This is a genomic window from Colwellia sp. 6_MG-2023 (genome assembly GCF_030547765.1).
Taxonomy (GTDB): Bacteria; Pseudomonadota; Gammaproteobacteria; order Enterobacterales; family Alteromonadaceae; genus Colwellia.
Genome location: NZ_JAUOPP010000034.1, coordinates 22796 through 38454 on the forward strand (window position 1 = coordinate 22796; position 15659 = coordinate 38454).

Sequence of the window (15659 nt, forward strand, 5' to 3'; positions counted from 1 at the left end):
ATGTAATGAGTAAAATCAAAAAACAGTACAATAATTTGGTAATAAGTTATCTGTTTTAAAATCATTTAAAATAGCAGATGAGCCCACTGCCACTTAAATTTAAATCTAATTTAAGTGGCAGTTAACAGAGAGTGAGGACAGTGATAGACAACACCAAATAACCTGATTAATCAGCCTAACTGATATTAACTCGCTCTTGAGGGAGATTATTGTCAGTTCCCTTAAACTCGTCTAGTTTTTGTCTTCTGCAAATAAATAAACTATTACCGGTTTGCTTTTTAGCTTCTGATTTAGCTTTAGAGGCTAAATCAGCTATTTGGTGGTAAGAGTTGTAACAAGTAGGATCAGGTTGGATTACGCCAATAGCTAAGCTCACTAAAGGATGAAAGATATTATTCCCTCTACGATCTAAAGCATTATACCCCTGTTGATCTTGATGTTCTTTGGTAATAAATGACAAACTTTGTTTAGCAAAGTCAGCTAATATTTTTTGACACACCCATTCAACATCATTACTTTTAAACATAATAATAAAATCATCGCCACCGATATGACCAACAAAACAATGTTTATTGTTTGTGTTAATCATTATGCAATTCGCCAATGTTTTCAGTAATAAATCCCCTTTAGCATAGCCATAAATATCATTAAACGGCTTAAAATGATTTAAATCCAAATAGGCTAAATTAAACGGTTTTTTCTTATTTAGCATGTAATCTATTTCTTTTTCTATTACCACATTACCAGGTAAACCGGTTAATGGATTCGCGTATCTCGCTTGTTCTAACTTTGATTCAGTGATACTTCTTAATAAATCTCGCGGTGAAACAACACCAATATACTTTCCATGTTCAGTAATAATAGAGGGTTGGGTAAATTCTGAGTTTGCTCTGGCGGTTAATAACGCACTAACTTGTTCTAAAGGCATAGAATGCTCAATAATCATTGGCGTATTAGACATAATGTCACGAGCAGACTTTTTAGAAAACAGCGCTCTGCCATAAATATCAGAGTATGATTCCATCAATTGATTACGAAAAATCATTCCTAACGGTTTATCATCATGTAAAACAGGGATAGCATGAACATTAAGGTTTTGAGTGAACAGCTCATAAACATAATTAACATTTTGGTTATAATCAACCGTTGTGGTTGCTGTAACAAGCGAGGCAATAGTCTCAACATTCGATTGCAACTCGACAGAAGAGCTAATATCAAGGACTGGAAAACACCTTATTGGATTTTCGCTCGGTTTAGCTAAGAAAAAGCCTTGACTATAAACCATACCAAGCTCACGCAGTAACTCAAACTCTTCTTTAGTTTCAATACCTTCAGCAATTATATGAGCGTTAGATATTCGCCCTAATTCAAATAACGTTTTTAAAAACTCTCGCTTCATCACGTCTTGATCACAACGATCAATAAAGTATCGATCTATTTTAACAATGTCAGGGCGTAAGTAACTCCACTGCTTTAAACCTGAATACCCGACACCGACATCATCTATGGCAATATCAAAACCGAATTTTCTATATTTATTCAGTGCCTTAAGCAAAATATCATTATTGGGAAACGGTGACTTTTCACTGATTTCGATAACCACTTGCTGTGGTGATAATCCAGCCTGCTCAACCAATTTGATCGTTTCACCGTGAGGGTGATCTTTATTAAGCATGACATTCAAACAAATATTAATAAACAACTTACCTGCTAACTTCAGCTCAACAAAACGTGTAATTGCACTTGCTCGACATAGCAGTTCAAGTTCAGACAATAAGTTATCTTCTTGTGCCTGTAAGAATAATGCCTCAGGTGAATAAAAATCAGTATTTTTAGGTCCACGCGATAACGCCTCATAACCAACAATTATTTCATTTTCAACATCAAATATTGGCTGAAAAACAGTCGTAATAAGCTTATTAGATACAATGGATTGAATGGTTGCTTGCATGGATTTATCTCATAATTGGTGACAAAAGCCTATCCTTAGACATCAGTATTAATAATATTAAAAAGGTTAAGGTTAAGGTTATTGATTAATAATGAAATTGGGTTAATGCTTGTTTTAATTCTAAACTTAAATTTTCAGCTAACTTGGCATTATCTAAGACATTATTAGTATTTGAACGGCTCTTATCTGATAAAGAAAAAACGCGATCCATTCTATTTTTCACCTCTGCAACCACTTGTAATTGTTCACTTTGGTTTTGAGCAATAATTTCATTTTTACTAATTATTTCACTAAATGAATGTGTAATAATTTGTAGATTATATTCTGTGTTTTTGATCGTTTGCGCACCTTGATTAGCAAAGTCTTCATTTTTTCTCATTTGCTCAGCTGCATCATCAGTGGCTTTTCTGATATTCGCAATAACGCTTTCTATTTCCCCTGTTGATTCTTGAGTACGTAATGCAAGCGAGCGAACTTCATCAGCAACAACGGCAAAACCTCGCCCTTGCTCTCCAGCACGAGCAGCTTCAATAGCCGCATTTAGCGCTAATAAGTTAGTTTGATCGGCAACAGCTTTTATCACCGTTAATACAGAGTTTATTTGCTGCCCATGCTCCCTTAAATCATTCATCTGTTGAGTAGAGTGGCCAATAGCTTCTGCAAGTTGTTTGATTTGCTGTGACGATTGGACAACAACTTTAAAATTATCTGCAGCATGTTTATCTGCCTCTTTGCTAACAGTAATTGTATTCTCGGTATGCCCCTGAGTAATTTCAACAGCTTTGGTCATTTGGGTAATAGCAGCGTTAGCATTAGATAACTCATTCTGTGTACTTGTCACTTGCCCTTGTGCTGCCTGACAAGCAATAATAGTTTTTTCAGTTGCTGCATCTAATGTTGTACCTATATTCGCTAAAGTACCGACAAAACCAACAATTCTATCCATCATAAGGTTAAAGCTCTGCCCTATTTCACCTAACTCATCTTGATTGTTTAAATCGACTCTTAAGGATAAATTAGACTCTTTTTCAACATTAATTATCGTGCGGTGTAAGTGTTTGAGAGGAGTTCTAATCGAGTGGAAAATTGACCAGCCCATTAATAAAATTAAAACAGAAACGATACTTACGGTGAGCAAAATTATCTGGTTCGTTTGTGTGGTTAACTTACTACTCAATAAACTGTCTTCATGAGCTAATTGTTTTTGTAATAAAACTAATTGATCTAATTTTGTTAAGAAGGGCTCTAAGGAACTATAGAGTTTTAAATCGACATAATTCCCCATGCCATACGAAGAGCCCTCCTCAATTAACTCAGCTATAATGGTTATTGCATTCAGGCTTTTATCATAAAGTGGCTGAATCTCTGGAATTAATTCACTTTCTTTACTCGATAAATTACCATTTTTATACGCTTGCCACTGCTGAACAATAATAGCTTTCCCTGCGGCGACTTTTGTTTTGGCATCTTGCCATAACTCCATCCCGCTTCGAGACTTATGAGTAGTATCAATAATATTAGAAGTAAAGGTTCTAATAATTAAATTAAGCCGTTGGGTTTGGCTTAATCGTTCTTCAAGTATTTTTTGAGCTTGTAGATGACGATCTGTTGATACCTTAATACAAGCAAATATAATAATGCTAAATATAAGTAAAGGCACCAAAGATAAAATAATAAGTTTACTGCTAACTCGACTTAGTTTTTTCATTTAAGAGTTTGACATTAAAAGAGTAGACTATAATTAATTGCAGAATAACAAGACAGTATGACGGTAATGTTACTTAAGTATTACAGATATATTTCATCGGGGATGTTGTTATACCTTAAAAGGTCTTACGCTAATGACAGTTTAACTACACAATTTATTGTTGTAATATGTGCGACTAAATGAATATATTAATATTTCAATTAACCTCTAATTTAAACGGTAAATTAATTGAAAGATTAATTCGCAAATAATAGTGAATAGAAACCCTATGACAAAAATGACAACAACTGATGTTAATAACACTCAAAGTGATAACACCAACCAACTTGCTACCCTAGCAGGAGGATGCTTTTGGTGTATTGAAGGGGCTTTCACGCAAGTTAAAGGTATATTTTCAGCCACATCAGGGTACATGGGTGGGCAAACAGTTTCACCAACCTATGAAGAAATATGTACAAGTGAAACTGGGCACGCTGAAGTAGTACAACTTAGTTTTGATCCTGCTGTAATTACTTACCAAGAAATACTGGAAATATTTTTTACCTTACATGATCCGACACAATTAAATCGACAAGGTAACGATATAGGGACGCAATACCGTTCGGCGATTTTTTATCATGATGACTCTCAGAAAAAAATAGCTGAAACAATCATTAAAGAAATGACAGAAGCAACAATGTTTGAGCAAGACATTGTCACACAAGTGTGTGCTACAGAAGTATTTTATTCTGGTGAAGAGTATCATCAAGATTACGTTAACAATAATCCTGAGAATCAATATTGCCAAGCAGTAGTATCACCTAAATTAGCAAAATTTAGGCAAACATTTGTTAGTAAATTAAAATAGCTAAAAATATAAAGTTTATAAACACTTTGGCTTAAAGAAGTATTTAGCCGCTCTAAATCCCCATAACGAGCATAAAATACTTCTTTTGGCTCTGCTGATAAAGCCCAGTAGGTAGCCGCACCTATTTAGCTGCTTTTGACAAGTAAGCTTCTAGTTGCCATATCAAATAATGAACTATTCAAACACCTTTGAATATCACTCGTTCCATTATTTTACCAACCCACTCTCTTAATCTCTTAAAGCGAAAAACACTTGCGCTGTTACGCTAGTTAGCTTTATTTAAATACTGTCCTTAAGCCCAAAAACTAAAATAGTTACTGTAAAGTGCGACTGAATAATTACTGAAAGCGCATTGATAAATCGACAGCTTGTACGTGCTTAGTTAGTGCGCCACTAGAAATAAAATCAACACCAGCTTTAGTGTATTCTTGTAAAATTTCTATCGTCATATTACCCGATACTTCTAATTTAGCTTTACCACGTGTCGCACTAACCGCTTCTTCAATCATGGTAGGGGTAAAATTATCTAACATAATAATATCAGCCCCTGCCCTTAGTGCTTGTTGAAGTTCATCCATTGACTCTACTTCCACTTCAACGGTTTTATCACTGTGATTTTGTTTTGCTGTAGCAACAGCTTGTGCAATACCACCGCAAGCAGCAATGTGATTTTCTTTAATTAGGAAAGCATCGAACAAGCCTATTCTATGGTTTACACCACCACCCGATAATACCGCGTATTTTTGTGCGCTACGTAAACCGGGTAATGTTTTGCGAGTATCTAAAAGTTTAGTATTTGAGCCTGCTAATTCTTGCACATATCGGCTTGTTAAGGTTGCTGTACCCGATAAGGTTTGCAGAAAGTTAAGTGCTGTACGCTCTCCCGTTAACAAAGTGCGAGCATTACCTTCAAGTTGAAATAAGATTGTGTTTGCTTTAACTTTTTCTCCGTCACTAACAAACCAAGTGATTTTAGTTTTTGCTAACTCGGGCTGTGACTTATCTAATTGTGAAAATACTTCATTAACCCAAGAAATACCACAAACAATACAGTCTTCACGCGTAATAACAGTTGCTACTGCTTGTTCATTTGCAGGAATTAACATCGCGGTAATATCTTGTTCTACTTTAGGCTGTTGTCCATCAACAACACCTAAATCTTCTTTCAGTGCCCAACTAACAGTTGCGGTGATATCTTGTTTTAGTTTGCTTATCTCAGCAGAAAGGGCTGTAGTAAGTTGTTCAGAAGTATGCATTTTTTATTCCTGTTAGCGGTATTCACGTAAAGTGAGTTGTTTGCCTTTTTGGCTAAACTCTACTTCTTTTAAAGCACTCATGCCCAGCAAAATGGCATCACTTTTCATTGCAGGGTTGATATGCGCGGCAACATTATATAGGAAAATATTACCAATGCTAAGTTGATCTATTTGAGTTTTATAAACAGTTACCGTACCATTTGCGGTTCTAACAGGGTAACTACCAAAGCTTTCTAGCTGTAATTCATCAGCGATATGAGCCGGAATTGACACTTGCGTTGCCCCTGTATCAAGTAAAAAAGTTACCGGGGATTCATTAATACTACCCAATGTAACATAGTGTCCTTGCTTATTTTGCTGTAAAACAACTTCTGCCTGCCCTGAACTATTTAAGCTAACTTGTGGCTGACTATTTGGATTATATTGTTTATCAAGCACACCTTGAAAAAAATACATTAATAATGCAATCGCAATAATCCATGCAAGCCAAACAAATAACTTAGCGATTTTGTTTGTTGAGTCATCTTCAGTCATAATAAAGAAATTCTCACATAAGCGTTAAAATAAAAGTTATTGTATGTCGTTAAGCAAGCAGAAAAAAGTGATAAAGCGTAATAATTTGCAACCGAACTACACCATAGAAAATGGTTGGTTATCAGAGCAGTCTCAACAAAGATCGCCTTTTTTCACGCCTAGATGCCAAAGTGTACCTGTTTCTTTATTAGTTGTTCACAATATCTCATTACCTGCGGGTGAATTTGGTAATAATTATATAACAGATCTCTTTCTTGGAAGAATAGATGCCAATGCCCATCCGAGCTTTGCTGACATAGCTGAATTACAAGTATCTGCCCATTGCTTAATTAAGCGTGATGGCAGTATTATTCAGTATGTATCTTTTAATGATAAAGCATGGCATGCGGGCGTATCTAATTTTAATGGCATAGAAAAGTGTAATGACTTTTCTATCGGTATTGAACTTGAAGGTACAGATGATATTCCTTATGAAAAAGCACAATACCAAGCATTAGCGGCACTAACAGCAATGATACAAAAAAATTATCCGCTTGTTAGTAATGAAAATATTACTGGACATTGTGATATTGCTAAAGGTAGAAAAACAGATCCTGGGCCAGCATTTAATTGGCCCTATTTTCATCAGTGTTTACAAAGCAACAAAGTTAACGAATAATTCTTTTAATTTATCGCGACAAAAAATACAACTATGCTTTAAATTACAGAGCTTTATTAAAAAGAAAAGTACCGTATTGGCATTAATCAATACATACAATTAATTGATCCTTATGACAAATGGATTCTATTTATTAATAAATAAGGTTACACATGAGTTTACTAAGTTTACTAATCGCCTTAATGGCTGAAAAAACCCTTTCTTCATCCATATGGCGCTTCGATTTTTACTATCAAAAATATATCAGTTTTTTCCAAACTAACGGTGTTTTATCAAACATCAAAGCAACAAATATTCGTTACACTCTATTTTTGCTAGTTCCTGTCGCTATAATTTATGGCATTTTAGCCATAGTAGATAATGGGTTATTACATTTAATTATTTCAACCCTAGTGCTTATTGTCACCTTAGGTTGCTCTAAGACAAGAAACAGTTACAAACAATATTTACTTGCTGCCTTTAAAGGTGACGATACCACTTCGAGTTTACACCATCAGCAGTTACTGGAAGATAAAAACCTACCTGCCGTTGGCTTTGGCCAAGCACTTATTTGGTTAAATTACCGTTACTATATTGCCATTATGCTTTTTTTCATTGTTTTTGGGGCGGCAGGAGCGGTGTTTTATCGTTTATTAACGACAGTAATAGAGCAAGAAAATGGCTGTACCTTAAATAAAACCAGTGAAAATGAAACAGCTGAAGTTAAGGATAGCGAACAAACACTTGTTGAAGAAACTATAGGTTCACCACTTGAAAGTTCTCACGATGAGAGCATTAACGATAAAACGACATTAAGCTGTAATAATTATCACAAAATTTTGTTCTACATTGATTGGTTACCGGTACGCATTACCTCATTCGGTTATATGTTCGTTGGACATTTTTCTAAAGCGTTTCCAATGTGGTTAGAAAGTTTATTTGATACAAAAAAACTTACGCATGAAGTTCTTATTGATGTAGCACAAAAATCGGAAGATATTATGCTTGAAGATGGAGACTGCACAGCAGAGCCTTGCTTACTAGTTCGCCTAGCAAAAAGAAACCTTTTGTTAATGTTAGCACTTATTGCCGTACTCACATTAATAGGAATTGTTAATTAGTTACTACTGTAATAACAATAATTTAAGCAAACTCAGTTTCAGAGAAAATATTTTTTTTAAATGTTATTCTCTGAAATTCCTTTACTTCACCTCGTGTTAATCGCTACTTTTTTACGCCTTTAAATTGGTATTACCAATAATTTCAGAACTAAAATAAAACAATTGTTTTAAGTTTTTACTCTATTTTTTATTCTTCATTTCATCGTGATCTTTCTTGCTTTACAAGCAAAACTCAACTAAATTACATTGCTAACTACAAGCATCTTTGTTATTTTACTAACATAAAAACAAATGGTAATACCAATTTACCAAGAGATATTTATTAGGATTTAACACTTAATGCAACAGCCATTAAAACAAAAAAAGCTATCTGACATTATTTTAGTGCAATTAGAGAACATGATTTTAGAAGGTGGTTTACTGCCAGGCGAGAAACTATTACCTGAACGTGAGCTAGCTAAAAAATTTGATGTTTCTCGCCCCTCACTTCGTGAGGCAGTACAAAAGTTAGAAGCTAAAGGATTAGTTACACGTAAACAAGGCGGCGGCACTTTCGTATCGAAAGCGATTATGAAGTCTTTTTCTGACCCATTATTTGATTTGATGGCAGAAAACAATGAATCACAATTTGATTTATTAGAATTTCGCCATGGTATCGAAGGCATGGCTTCTTATTATGCTGCAATGCGTGGAACAAGTGCCGATTTTGAGAATATACAAGCCAAACATGACAATATAGGCAATTGTCAATTAGAGAACGACTATAGTATAGAAGCTAATGCCGTTTATGAATTTTATGTTGCTATATGTACTGCGTCACATAATGCTGTGATATTACATACTGCTAGAAGTATGTCAGCACTATTGATAGATAACATAGAACGAAATTTAACAATGTTAGCAAAACGTCCTGATATCTTTAGCAAGATAACAGATTATAGAAGAAATTTGCTTGACGCTATTACGAGCGGACAGCCCAAAAAAGCTTGGGGTGCAAGTCATCGTCACCTTGCTTTTATTGAAGAAGTACTGTTAAAGCTAACGCACGAACACAGTCGTATGGAACGTTCCATGAGACGAATGTAAAAACTGATTTAAAAGCTAATGTATATAAATGCGTAGATAACCTATGCCAAATATGTAAAAAATTATTAAATAAACCAATAATATTGGAGACAACACAATATGTCAGATCTACCAAACATTGATATCGATTCATTAGAAACCCAAGAGTGGTTAGAATCGATGGAATCAGTATTAGAAAATGAAGGTCCTGAACGCGCACACTTTTTACTTGAAGCCTTAATTGAGCGCGCCCGTCGCGGTGGTACACATTTACCTTTTGAAGCAACAACTGCTTATGTAAATACTATCCCGCCAGGACAAGAGCCTCATATGCCTGCGGATCAAACGATAGAGTCGCGTATTCGTGCTGCCATTCGTTGGAATGCGTTAGTATTAGTATTACGTGCCTCTAAAAAAGATTTAGAGCTTGGTGGCCATATTGGTAGTTTTGCTTCTTCTTCTACACTTTATGATGTTGGTTTTAACCACTTCTTCAAAGCTGCTTCAGAAAAAGATGGTGGCGACTTTATTTTTGCTCAGGGTCATATTTCTCCAGGTATCTACTCTCGTGCTTTTATGGAAGGCCGTTTAACTGAAGAGCAAATGAACAACTTCCGTCAAGAATGTGATGGCGAAGGTTTATCTTCATACCCTCATCCTCATTTAATGAAAGATTTTTGGCAGTTCCCAACAGTTTCTATGGGTTTAGGTCCATTGCAAGCGATTTACACTGCACGCTTCTTAAAATATCTAACCGATCGTGGTATTAAAGATTGTTCTGGTCAACGTGTATACTGTTTCTTAGGTGATGGTGAAACAGATGAGCCAGAATCATTAGGTGCTATTGGTTTAGCTTCTCGTGAAGGTTTAGATAACTTAACATTTGTTATTAACTGTAACTTACAGCGCTTAGATGGTCCTGTACGTGGTAATGGAAAAATCATTCAAGAACTTGAAGGTACATTCCGTGGCGCTGGCTGGGAAGTAGTTAAAGTTATTTGGGGTAGCTACTGGGATCCGTTACTTGCACGTGATACATCAGGTAAGTTATTACAATTAATGAATGAAACTGTTGATGGTGAATATCAGAACTGTAAAGCGAAAGGCGGTAAATATACGCGCGAAAAATTCTTTAACAAATACCCAGAAACAGAAGCGATGGTTGCTAACATGTCTGATAAAGACATTTGGCGTTTAAACCGTGGTGGTCATGATCCAGTTAAAGTTTATGCCGCTTATGAAAAAGCAATGAACACTAAAGGCCGTCCAACCGTTATCTTAGCGAAAACAGTTAAAGGTTTTGGTTTAGGTGCTTCAGGCGAAGCGTTAAACATTGCCCATAACGTTAAGAAAATGGATGTTGAATCAATTAAGCATTACCGTGATCGTTTTAACATTCCGGTAAGTGATGACGAAATCGCTGATTTACCTTTCTACCGATTCCCTGAAGACAGCGAAGAATATAAGTACATGAAAGCGCGCCGTGAAGCACTAGGTGGTTCATTACCAGCACGTCGTGAACAAGCGGAAGAGCAACTTGAAATCCCGGCACTTAAAATATTTGAACCAATATTAAAAGGCTCAGGCGATCGTCAAGTGTCATCAACAATGACATTTGTACGTGTACTTAACAGCTTATTAAAAGATAAGAAGATAGGTAAACGTGTTGTACCAATTATTCCTGATGAAGCACGTACTTTCGGTATGGAAGGTTTATTCCGTCAAGTAGGTATTTATGCAAGTGAAGGTCAAAAATATGTCCCTCAAGATGCTGATCAAGTAGCTTACTACCGTGAAGATAAAAAAGGTCAAGTACTACAAGAAGGTATTAACGAATTAGGTGCTATGGCTTCTTGGGTTGCTTCAGGTACATCTTACTCAACATGTAATGCGACCACTATTCCATTCTACATTTACTATTCGATGTTTGGTTTCCAACGTGTTGGTGATTTAGCATGGGCCGCTGGTGATAGCCAAGCACGTGGTTTCTTATTAGGTGCAACGGCTGGTAGAACAACACTTAACGGTGAAGGTCTTCAACATCAAGATGGTCATTCACACGTGCAAGCAGGTTTAATTCCTAACTGTGTAACTTACGATCCAACATACGGTTATGAAATTGCAGTTATCGTGCGTGAAGGTTTACGTCGTATGTATGAAGAAAATGAAAATATCTTCTTCTACTTAACATTAATGAATGAAAACTATCAACACCCAGCAATGCCTGAAAGTAAAACTGTTGAAGAAGAAATCATTAAAGGTATTTATCAACTAGAACAAGTTGCTCCTGCTAAAGGTAAAGCCATTGCTAATGTTCAATTATTAGGTTCAGGTACTATTTTAGAAAAAGTACGTGAAGCTGCACAAATTCTTGCTAATGATTACAACATATCAAGCGATGTTTACTCAGTAACTTCATTTAATGAATTAGGCCGAGATGGTCAAGACGTAACACGCTGGAATATGCTTCACCCTGAAAGCAAGCCACGTGTGCCATACATAACCCAAGTAATTACCAAAGAAGCTGGTCCTGCAATTTCTGCAACTGATTATATTAAAAACTATTCAGACCAAGTACGTGCATACATTGATACAGAATACCGTTGTTTAGGTACTGATGGTTTTGGTCGTAGTGATAGTCGTGCAAATTTACGTAAGCATTTTGAAGTAAGTGCTGCATATGTTGTTGTTGCTTCATTATTTGAATTAGCAAACCGTGGTGATATTGAAAGCTCAGTTGTTTCAGAGGCGATTAAACGCTTTGATATAAACACTGAAAAACTTAACCCACTTTACGCATAATTAGTGACTAGAGAGGAAAATATAATGTCTATTGAAAAAATTCTAGTCCCTGATGTAGGTGGCGATGAAGTTGAAATTATCGAAATTTGTTTTGCTGTTGGCGACAAAATTGAAGCTGATGAAGGTATTATTACCGTTGAAACTGATAAAGCTTCTATGGATATCCCAGCTCCATTTGCAGGTAAGCTTGTTAGCTTAACTGTAAACGTTGGTGACAAAATTAAAGAAGGCGATATCATTGCCGAAATGGAAAGTGCTGAATCAGAAGGCACTGAAGCTGAAAGTGAACCTGCTCCTGCTGCTGAAGAAGCATCAGCTCCTGAAGCGCCGGCTCAAGAGCCAGCTGCTGAAGAAGCCCCTGTAGCAGCTGCCACTTCATCAGCTGCATCAGAAATTATTGATATCGCTGTACCTGATATAGGTGAAGATGGCGAAGTTGATGTCATTGATGTACTAGTTAGTGTAGGTGATGTTGTTGAAGCGGAAGACGGCTTAATCACTGTTGAAACTGACAAAGCAACGATGGATGTACCTTCTACCCATTCAGGTACAGTTAAAGAAGTTTACATTTCAAATGGTGATAAAGTTAAACAAGGTTCACTTGTTATTAAACTTGAAACTGCTGGTGGCTCATCAGTTGAAGCACCTGTGGCTGAAGCCCCTGTTGCTGAAGTTAGTGCTCCTAAAGAAGCACCAGCGAAAGTTTCGCCAACAACGGCTCCAGCTAGTTCACCTGTACCGCATCACCCACAGTCAGGCGTAGTAAATAAAGGAACGATTTATACCTCACCTTCTATTCGACGTATTGCCCGTGAATTTGGTGTCGATTTAACCTTGGTTAAAGGCACAGGTAATAAAGGCCGTATATTAAAAGAAGATGTTCAGTCTTATGTAAAATATGAACTTTCTCGTCCAAAAGCAAATGCAGGTAGTTCTGTAGCAGCGGGTGAAGGTGGACTACAAGTTGTTAGTGCTAAGGCTATTGATTTCTCAAAATTTGGTGAGATTGAAACGAAAGCATTAACACGTATTCAAAAAATATCTGGACCATTCTTACATCGTAACTGGGTTACTATTCCTCATGTTACTCAGTTTGATGAAGCTGATATTACCAATGTTGAAGCTTTCCGTAAGGAGCAAAACGTTGTTTGTGAAAAACAAAAGCTTGGCTTTAAAATTACACCTCTTGTGTTTATTTTAAAAGCGGCAGCAGACGCTTTACGTGCCTATCCAACATTTAACTCAAGCTTAAGTGAAGATGGTGAAAGCTTAATCCTTAAGAAGTACATCCACATTGGTGTCGCTGTAGATACACCAAACGGACTAGTAGTTCCCGTTGTACGAGATGTTGATAAGAAAGGTATTTACGAATTGTCTCGTGAGCTTTTAGAAATTAGTGTTAAAGCACGCGAAGGCAAACTCAAAGCGGCTGATATGCAAGGTGGTTGTTTTACTATTTCTAGTCTCGGTGGTATTGGTGGTACTGCATTTACACCAATCGTTAATGCGCCTGAAGTTGCTATTTTAGGTGTATCAAAATCAGAAATGAAACCGAAATGGAATGGTAAAGAGTTTGAACCTAAGCTGATGTTACCATTATCGATGTCTTATGATCATCGTGTAATTGATGGTGCACTTGCCGCTCGATTTACCGTACATTTAGCTAGTGTGATGTCTGACATTCGTAAATTAATACTTTAGTCAGAATTTTCTTAATTAATATTGGCGAAATTCACCAGATAAGCGTAGAATTTCGCTATTAATGCCAATATTATTAACTTGGTATAATATATTTACACAAATTAAAACTTTCATAGTTTATTGAGGATTGTATGAGTAACGAGATAAAAACTCAGGTTGTTATTTTAGGTGGTGGCCCCGGTGGTTATTCTGCTGCTTTTCGCGCTGCAGATTTAGGTTTAGATGTTGTATTAGTTGAGAGCCGCTCAACGTTAGGTGGCGTATGTTTGAATGTAGGCTGTATTCCTTCTAAAGCATTATTACATGTTGCTAAAGTTATTGATGATGCTGCTGCAATGGCTTCTCATGGTGTAACATTTGGTAAGCCAGAAATTAACTTAGACAAAATTCGTAGCTGGAAAGAAGATGTTATCGGCCAACTTACGAGTGGTTTAGGCGGAATGTCAAAAGCACGTAAAGTTAATACTGTTACAGGTTTTGGTAAATTCACATCAGATAAAACAATTGAAGTTGAAGGTGCTGACGGTAAAACGACCATTACTTTCGATAATGCTATTATCGCTTGTGGCTCTTCAGTTATCGATTTACCGTTTATTCCTAATGATGACCCACGTGTTATTGACTCTACTGGTGCTCTTGAACTTGAAGATGTTCCTGGTGAGATGTTAGTACTAGGTGGTGGTATTATTGGCTTAGAAATGGGCACTGTGTATTCAGCGCTTGGCTCTAATGTAAGTGTGGTTGAGTTTGCTGATCAATTAGTACCTGCCGCTGATAAAGACATTGTTAAAATTTACACTAACTACAACAAAAACAAGTTCAACATCATGTTGTCTACTAAAGTTGTTGCAGTTGAAGCTAAAGACGATGGCTTATACGTAACTTTTGAAGGTAAGAATGCTCCTGAAGGCCAAGTTCGTTACGATAAGATCTTAGTTGCTGTAGGTCGTAAACCAAATGGTCAACTAGTTGGCGCAGATAAAGCAGGTGTAAATGTTGATGAGCGTGGTTTTATCAATGTTTCTAAAGAACTTCGTACAAATGTTCCACATATCTTTGCTATTGGTGATGTTGTAGGACAACCTATGCTTGCTCATAAAGCCGTACATGAAGCGCATTGTGCTGCTGAAGTAATATCAGGTAAAAAACATGAGTTTGATCCTCGTTGTATTCCTTCAATTGCTTATACTGATCCTGAAATGGCATGGGTTGGTGTTACTGAACGTGAAGCAAAAGAGCAAGGTTTAAATATTGAAGTTGCCAACTTCCCATGGGCCGCTTCTGGTCGTGCTATCGCTTCAGCACGTACTGAAGGTAAAACTAAGATGATTTTCGAAAAAGAAACTGGTCGTGTTTTAGGTGGTGCTATAGTTGGTATCAATGCAGGCGAAATGCTTGGTGAAATTTGTTTAGCCGTAGAAATGGGCGCTGATGCAGAAGATGTTGGTTTAACAATTCATGCTCACCCAACGTTAAATGAATCTATTGGCTTAGCTGCTGAAATCTTTGAAGGTTCAATCACTGATTTACCAAATGCTAAAGCTGTTAAAAAGAAAAAGTAATTAATCTATAAAAAGTAGACTTTTCAATTTAAAAACCAGCAATTATGCTGGTTTTTTACTTTATAACTCAGAAAAAACATATACTTTATTTCCCTGTTTTCTGACATAACTTTTGATACGTCAGCATAGCCGTAACCCTGTAACTCACTAAATACGAAATTCCAACGAATTAATAACAAATAAACGGAGATTCTGAATCAAGCCCAAGATGATAGGAGTACCTTCAAGATACAAAGAGTACGTTGAGGATAATACGCTAAAAAAATCACTATTACCAAAAGGTAATAGTGAGTTCATATAAAGTCTACGCTCTGTTACTGATAACAGCGCCTATTCACCCAAGGTCGCAATCATATTTTATAACTTGTAGGTATATAAATTCTAATGACGAAGCTAAGTAACCTCAGCTCGGGATAAGAATTAATTAAATTGAACTAAGTGCCCGTTCCACGATCCGATCTTTCGACCAAGAAAA

11 protein-coding genes are annotated in these 15659 nt (G+C 36.4%); 7 read left to right on the forward strand and 4 right to left on the reverse strand.

The features are described 5' to 3' along the window. Positions 1-175 precede the first annotated feature (175 nt). Positions 176-1951, reverse strand: coding sequence for a GGDEF domain-containing protein (locus Q4503_RS17455; RefSeq protein ID WP_215973450.1), 1776 nt, complete (start codon positions 1949-1951; stop codon positions 176-178). An 85-nt stretch (positions 1952-2036) separates the two neighbouring features. Next, the gene (locus Q4503_RS17460; protein ID WP_303603042.1) at positions 2037-3659 is read right to left on the reverse strand and encodes a methyl-accepting chemotaxis protein; all 1623 of its coding nucleotides are present in this window, start codon (positions 3657-3659) and stop codon (positions 2037-2039) included. 277 nt (positions 3660-3936) lie between these two features. Here Q4503_RS17460 and msrA point away from each other — a divergent pair, with 277 nt between their 5' ends. Further along, complete coding sequence (gene msrA, locus Q4503_RS17465) at positions 3937-4506, forward strand: peptide-methionine (S)-S-oxide reductase MsrA (protein WP_303603049.1); 570 nt, start codon at positions 3937-3939, stop codon at positions 4504-4506. A gap of 338 nt (positions 4507-4844) precedes the next feature. Here msrA and nadC read toward each other — a convergent pair whose 3' ends face one another. Both nadC and Q4503_RS17475 read right to left on the reverse strand, forming a co-directional pair. Beyond that, positions 4845-5762: a carboxylating nicotinate-nucleotide diphosphorylase gene (gene nadC / locus Q4503_RS17470; protein ID WP_303603043.1), complete on the reverse strand. Its 918-nt coding sequence runs from the start codon at positions 5760-5762 to the stop codon at positions 4845-4847. Between the two features lie 12 nt (positions 5763-5774). Beyond that, the gene (locus Q4503_RS17475; RefSeq protein ID WP_215973447.1) at positions 5775-6296 is read right to left on the reverse strand and encodes a TIGR02281 family clan AA aspartic protease; all 522 of its coding nucleotides are present in this window, start codon (positions 6294-6296) and stop codon (positions 5775-5777) included. Between the two features lie 43 nt (positions 6297-6339). On the opposite strand from Q4503_RS17475, the gene ampD reads away from it, so the two are divergent. The 6 genes from ampD to lpdA all read left to right on the forward strand — a co-directional run bounded on the left by ampD (position 6340) and on the right by lpdA (position 15184). Further along, positions 6340-6954, forward strand: coding sequence for a 1,6-anhydro-N-acetylmuramyl-L-alanine amidase AmpD (ampD, locus tag Q4503_RS17480; RefSeq protein WP_303603044.1), 615 nt, complete (start codon positions 6340-6342; stop codon positions 6952-6954). A gap of 152 nt (positions 6955-7106) precedes the next feature. Next, positions 7107-8054 carry a beta-lactamase regulator AmpE gene (gene ampE, locus Q4503_RS17485; protein ID WP_303603045.1) on the forward strand — a complete coding sequence of 316 codons (948 nt, stop codon included), beginning with the start codon at positions 7107-7109 and terminating at the stop codon, positions 8052-8054. 339 nt (positions 8055-8393) lie between these two features. After that, positions 8394-9140, forward strand: a complete 747-nt coding sequence (gene pdhR / locus Q4503_RS17490) for a pyruvate dehydrogenase complex transcriptional repressor PdhR (RefSeq protein ID WP_215973444.1) — start codon at positions 8394-8396, stop codon at positions 9138-9140. A gap of 99 nt (positions 9141-9239) precedes the next feature. After that, positions 9240-11921 carry a pyruvate dehydrogenase (acetyl-transferring), homodimeric type gene (gene aceE / locus Q4503_RS17495; RefSeq protein WP_303603046.1) on the forward strand — a complete coding sequence of 894 codons (2682 nt, stop codon included), beginning with the start codon at positions 9240-9242 and terminating at the stop codon, positions 11919-11921. Positions 11922-11945: 24 nt separating this feature from the next. Continuing rightward, a complete protein-coding gene (gene aceF / locus Q4503_RS17500; protein ID WP_303603047.1) occupies positions 11946-13622 on the forward strand; it encodes a dihydrolipoyllysine-residue acetyltransferase in 1677 nt (558 codons plus the stop codon). A 131-nt stretch (positions 13623-13753) separates the two neighbouring features. Beyond that, entirely contained in the window at positions 13754-15184 is a 1431-nt protein-coding gene (gene lpdA / locus Q4503_RS17505) for a dihydrolipoyl dehydrogenase (protein ID WP_303603048.1), read from the forward strand. Positions 15185-15659 lie beyond the last annotated feature (475 nt).

What these genes read in the sequence shown, in the direction of transcription:
- Q4503_RS17455 (WP_215973450.1), bottom strand. Translation starts at nt 1,951, where the DNA reads ATGCAAGCAACCATTCAATCCATTGTATCTAATAAGCTTATTACGACT.
- Q4503_RS17460 (WP_303603042.1), bottom strand. Translation starts at nt 3,659, where the DNA reads ATGAAAAAACTAAGTCGAGTTAGCAGTAAACTTATTATTTTATCTTTG.
- msrA (WP_303603049.1), top strand. Translation starts at nt 3,937, where the DNA reads ATGACAACAACTGATGTTAATAACACTCAAAGTGATAACACCAACCAA.
- nadC (WP_303603043.1), bottom strand. Translation starts at nt 5,762, where the DNA reads ATGCATACTTCTGAACAACTTACTACAGCCCTTTCTGCTGAGATAAGC.
- Q4503_RS17475 (WP_215973447.1), bottom strand. Translation starts at nt 6,296, where the DNA reads ATGACTGAAGATGACTCAACAAACAAAATCGCTAAGTTATTTGTTTGG.
- ampD (WP_303603044.1), top strand. Translation starts at nt 6,340, where the DNA reads ATGTCGTTAAGCAAGCAGAAAAAAGTGATAAAGCGTAATAATTTGCAA.
- ampE (WP_303603045.1), top strand. Translation starts at nt 7,107, where the DNA reads ATGAGTTTACTAAGTTTACTAATCGCCTTAATGGCTGAAAAAACCCTT.
- pdhR (WP_215973444.1), top strand. Translation starts at nt 8,394, where the DNA reads ATGCAACAGCCATTAAAACAAAAAAAGCTATCTGACATTATTTTAGTG.
- aceE (WP_303603046.1), top strand. Translation starts at nt 9,240, where the DNA reads ATGTCAGATCTACCAAACATTGATATCGATTCATTAGAAACCCAAGAG.
- aceF (WP_303603047.1), top strand. Translation starts at nt 11,946, where the DNA reads ATGTCTATTGAAAAAATTCTAGTCCCTGATGTAGGTGGCGATGAAGTT.
- lpdA (WP_303603048.1), top strand. Translation starts at nt 13,754, where the DNA reads ATGAGTAACGAGATAAAAACTCAGGTTGTTATTTTAGGTGGTGGCCCC.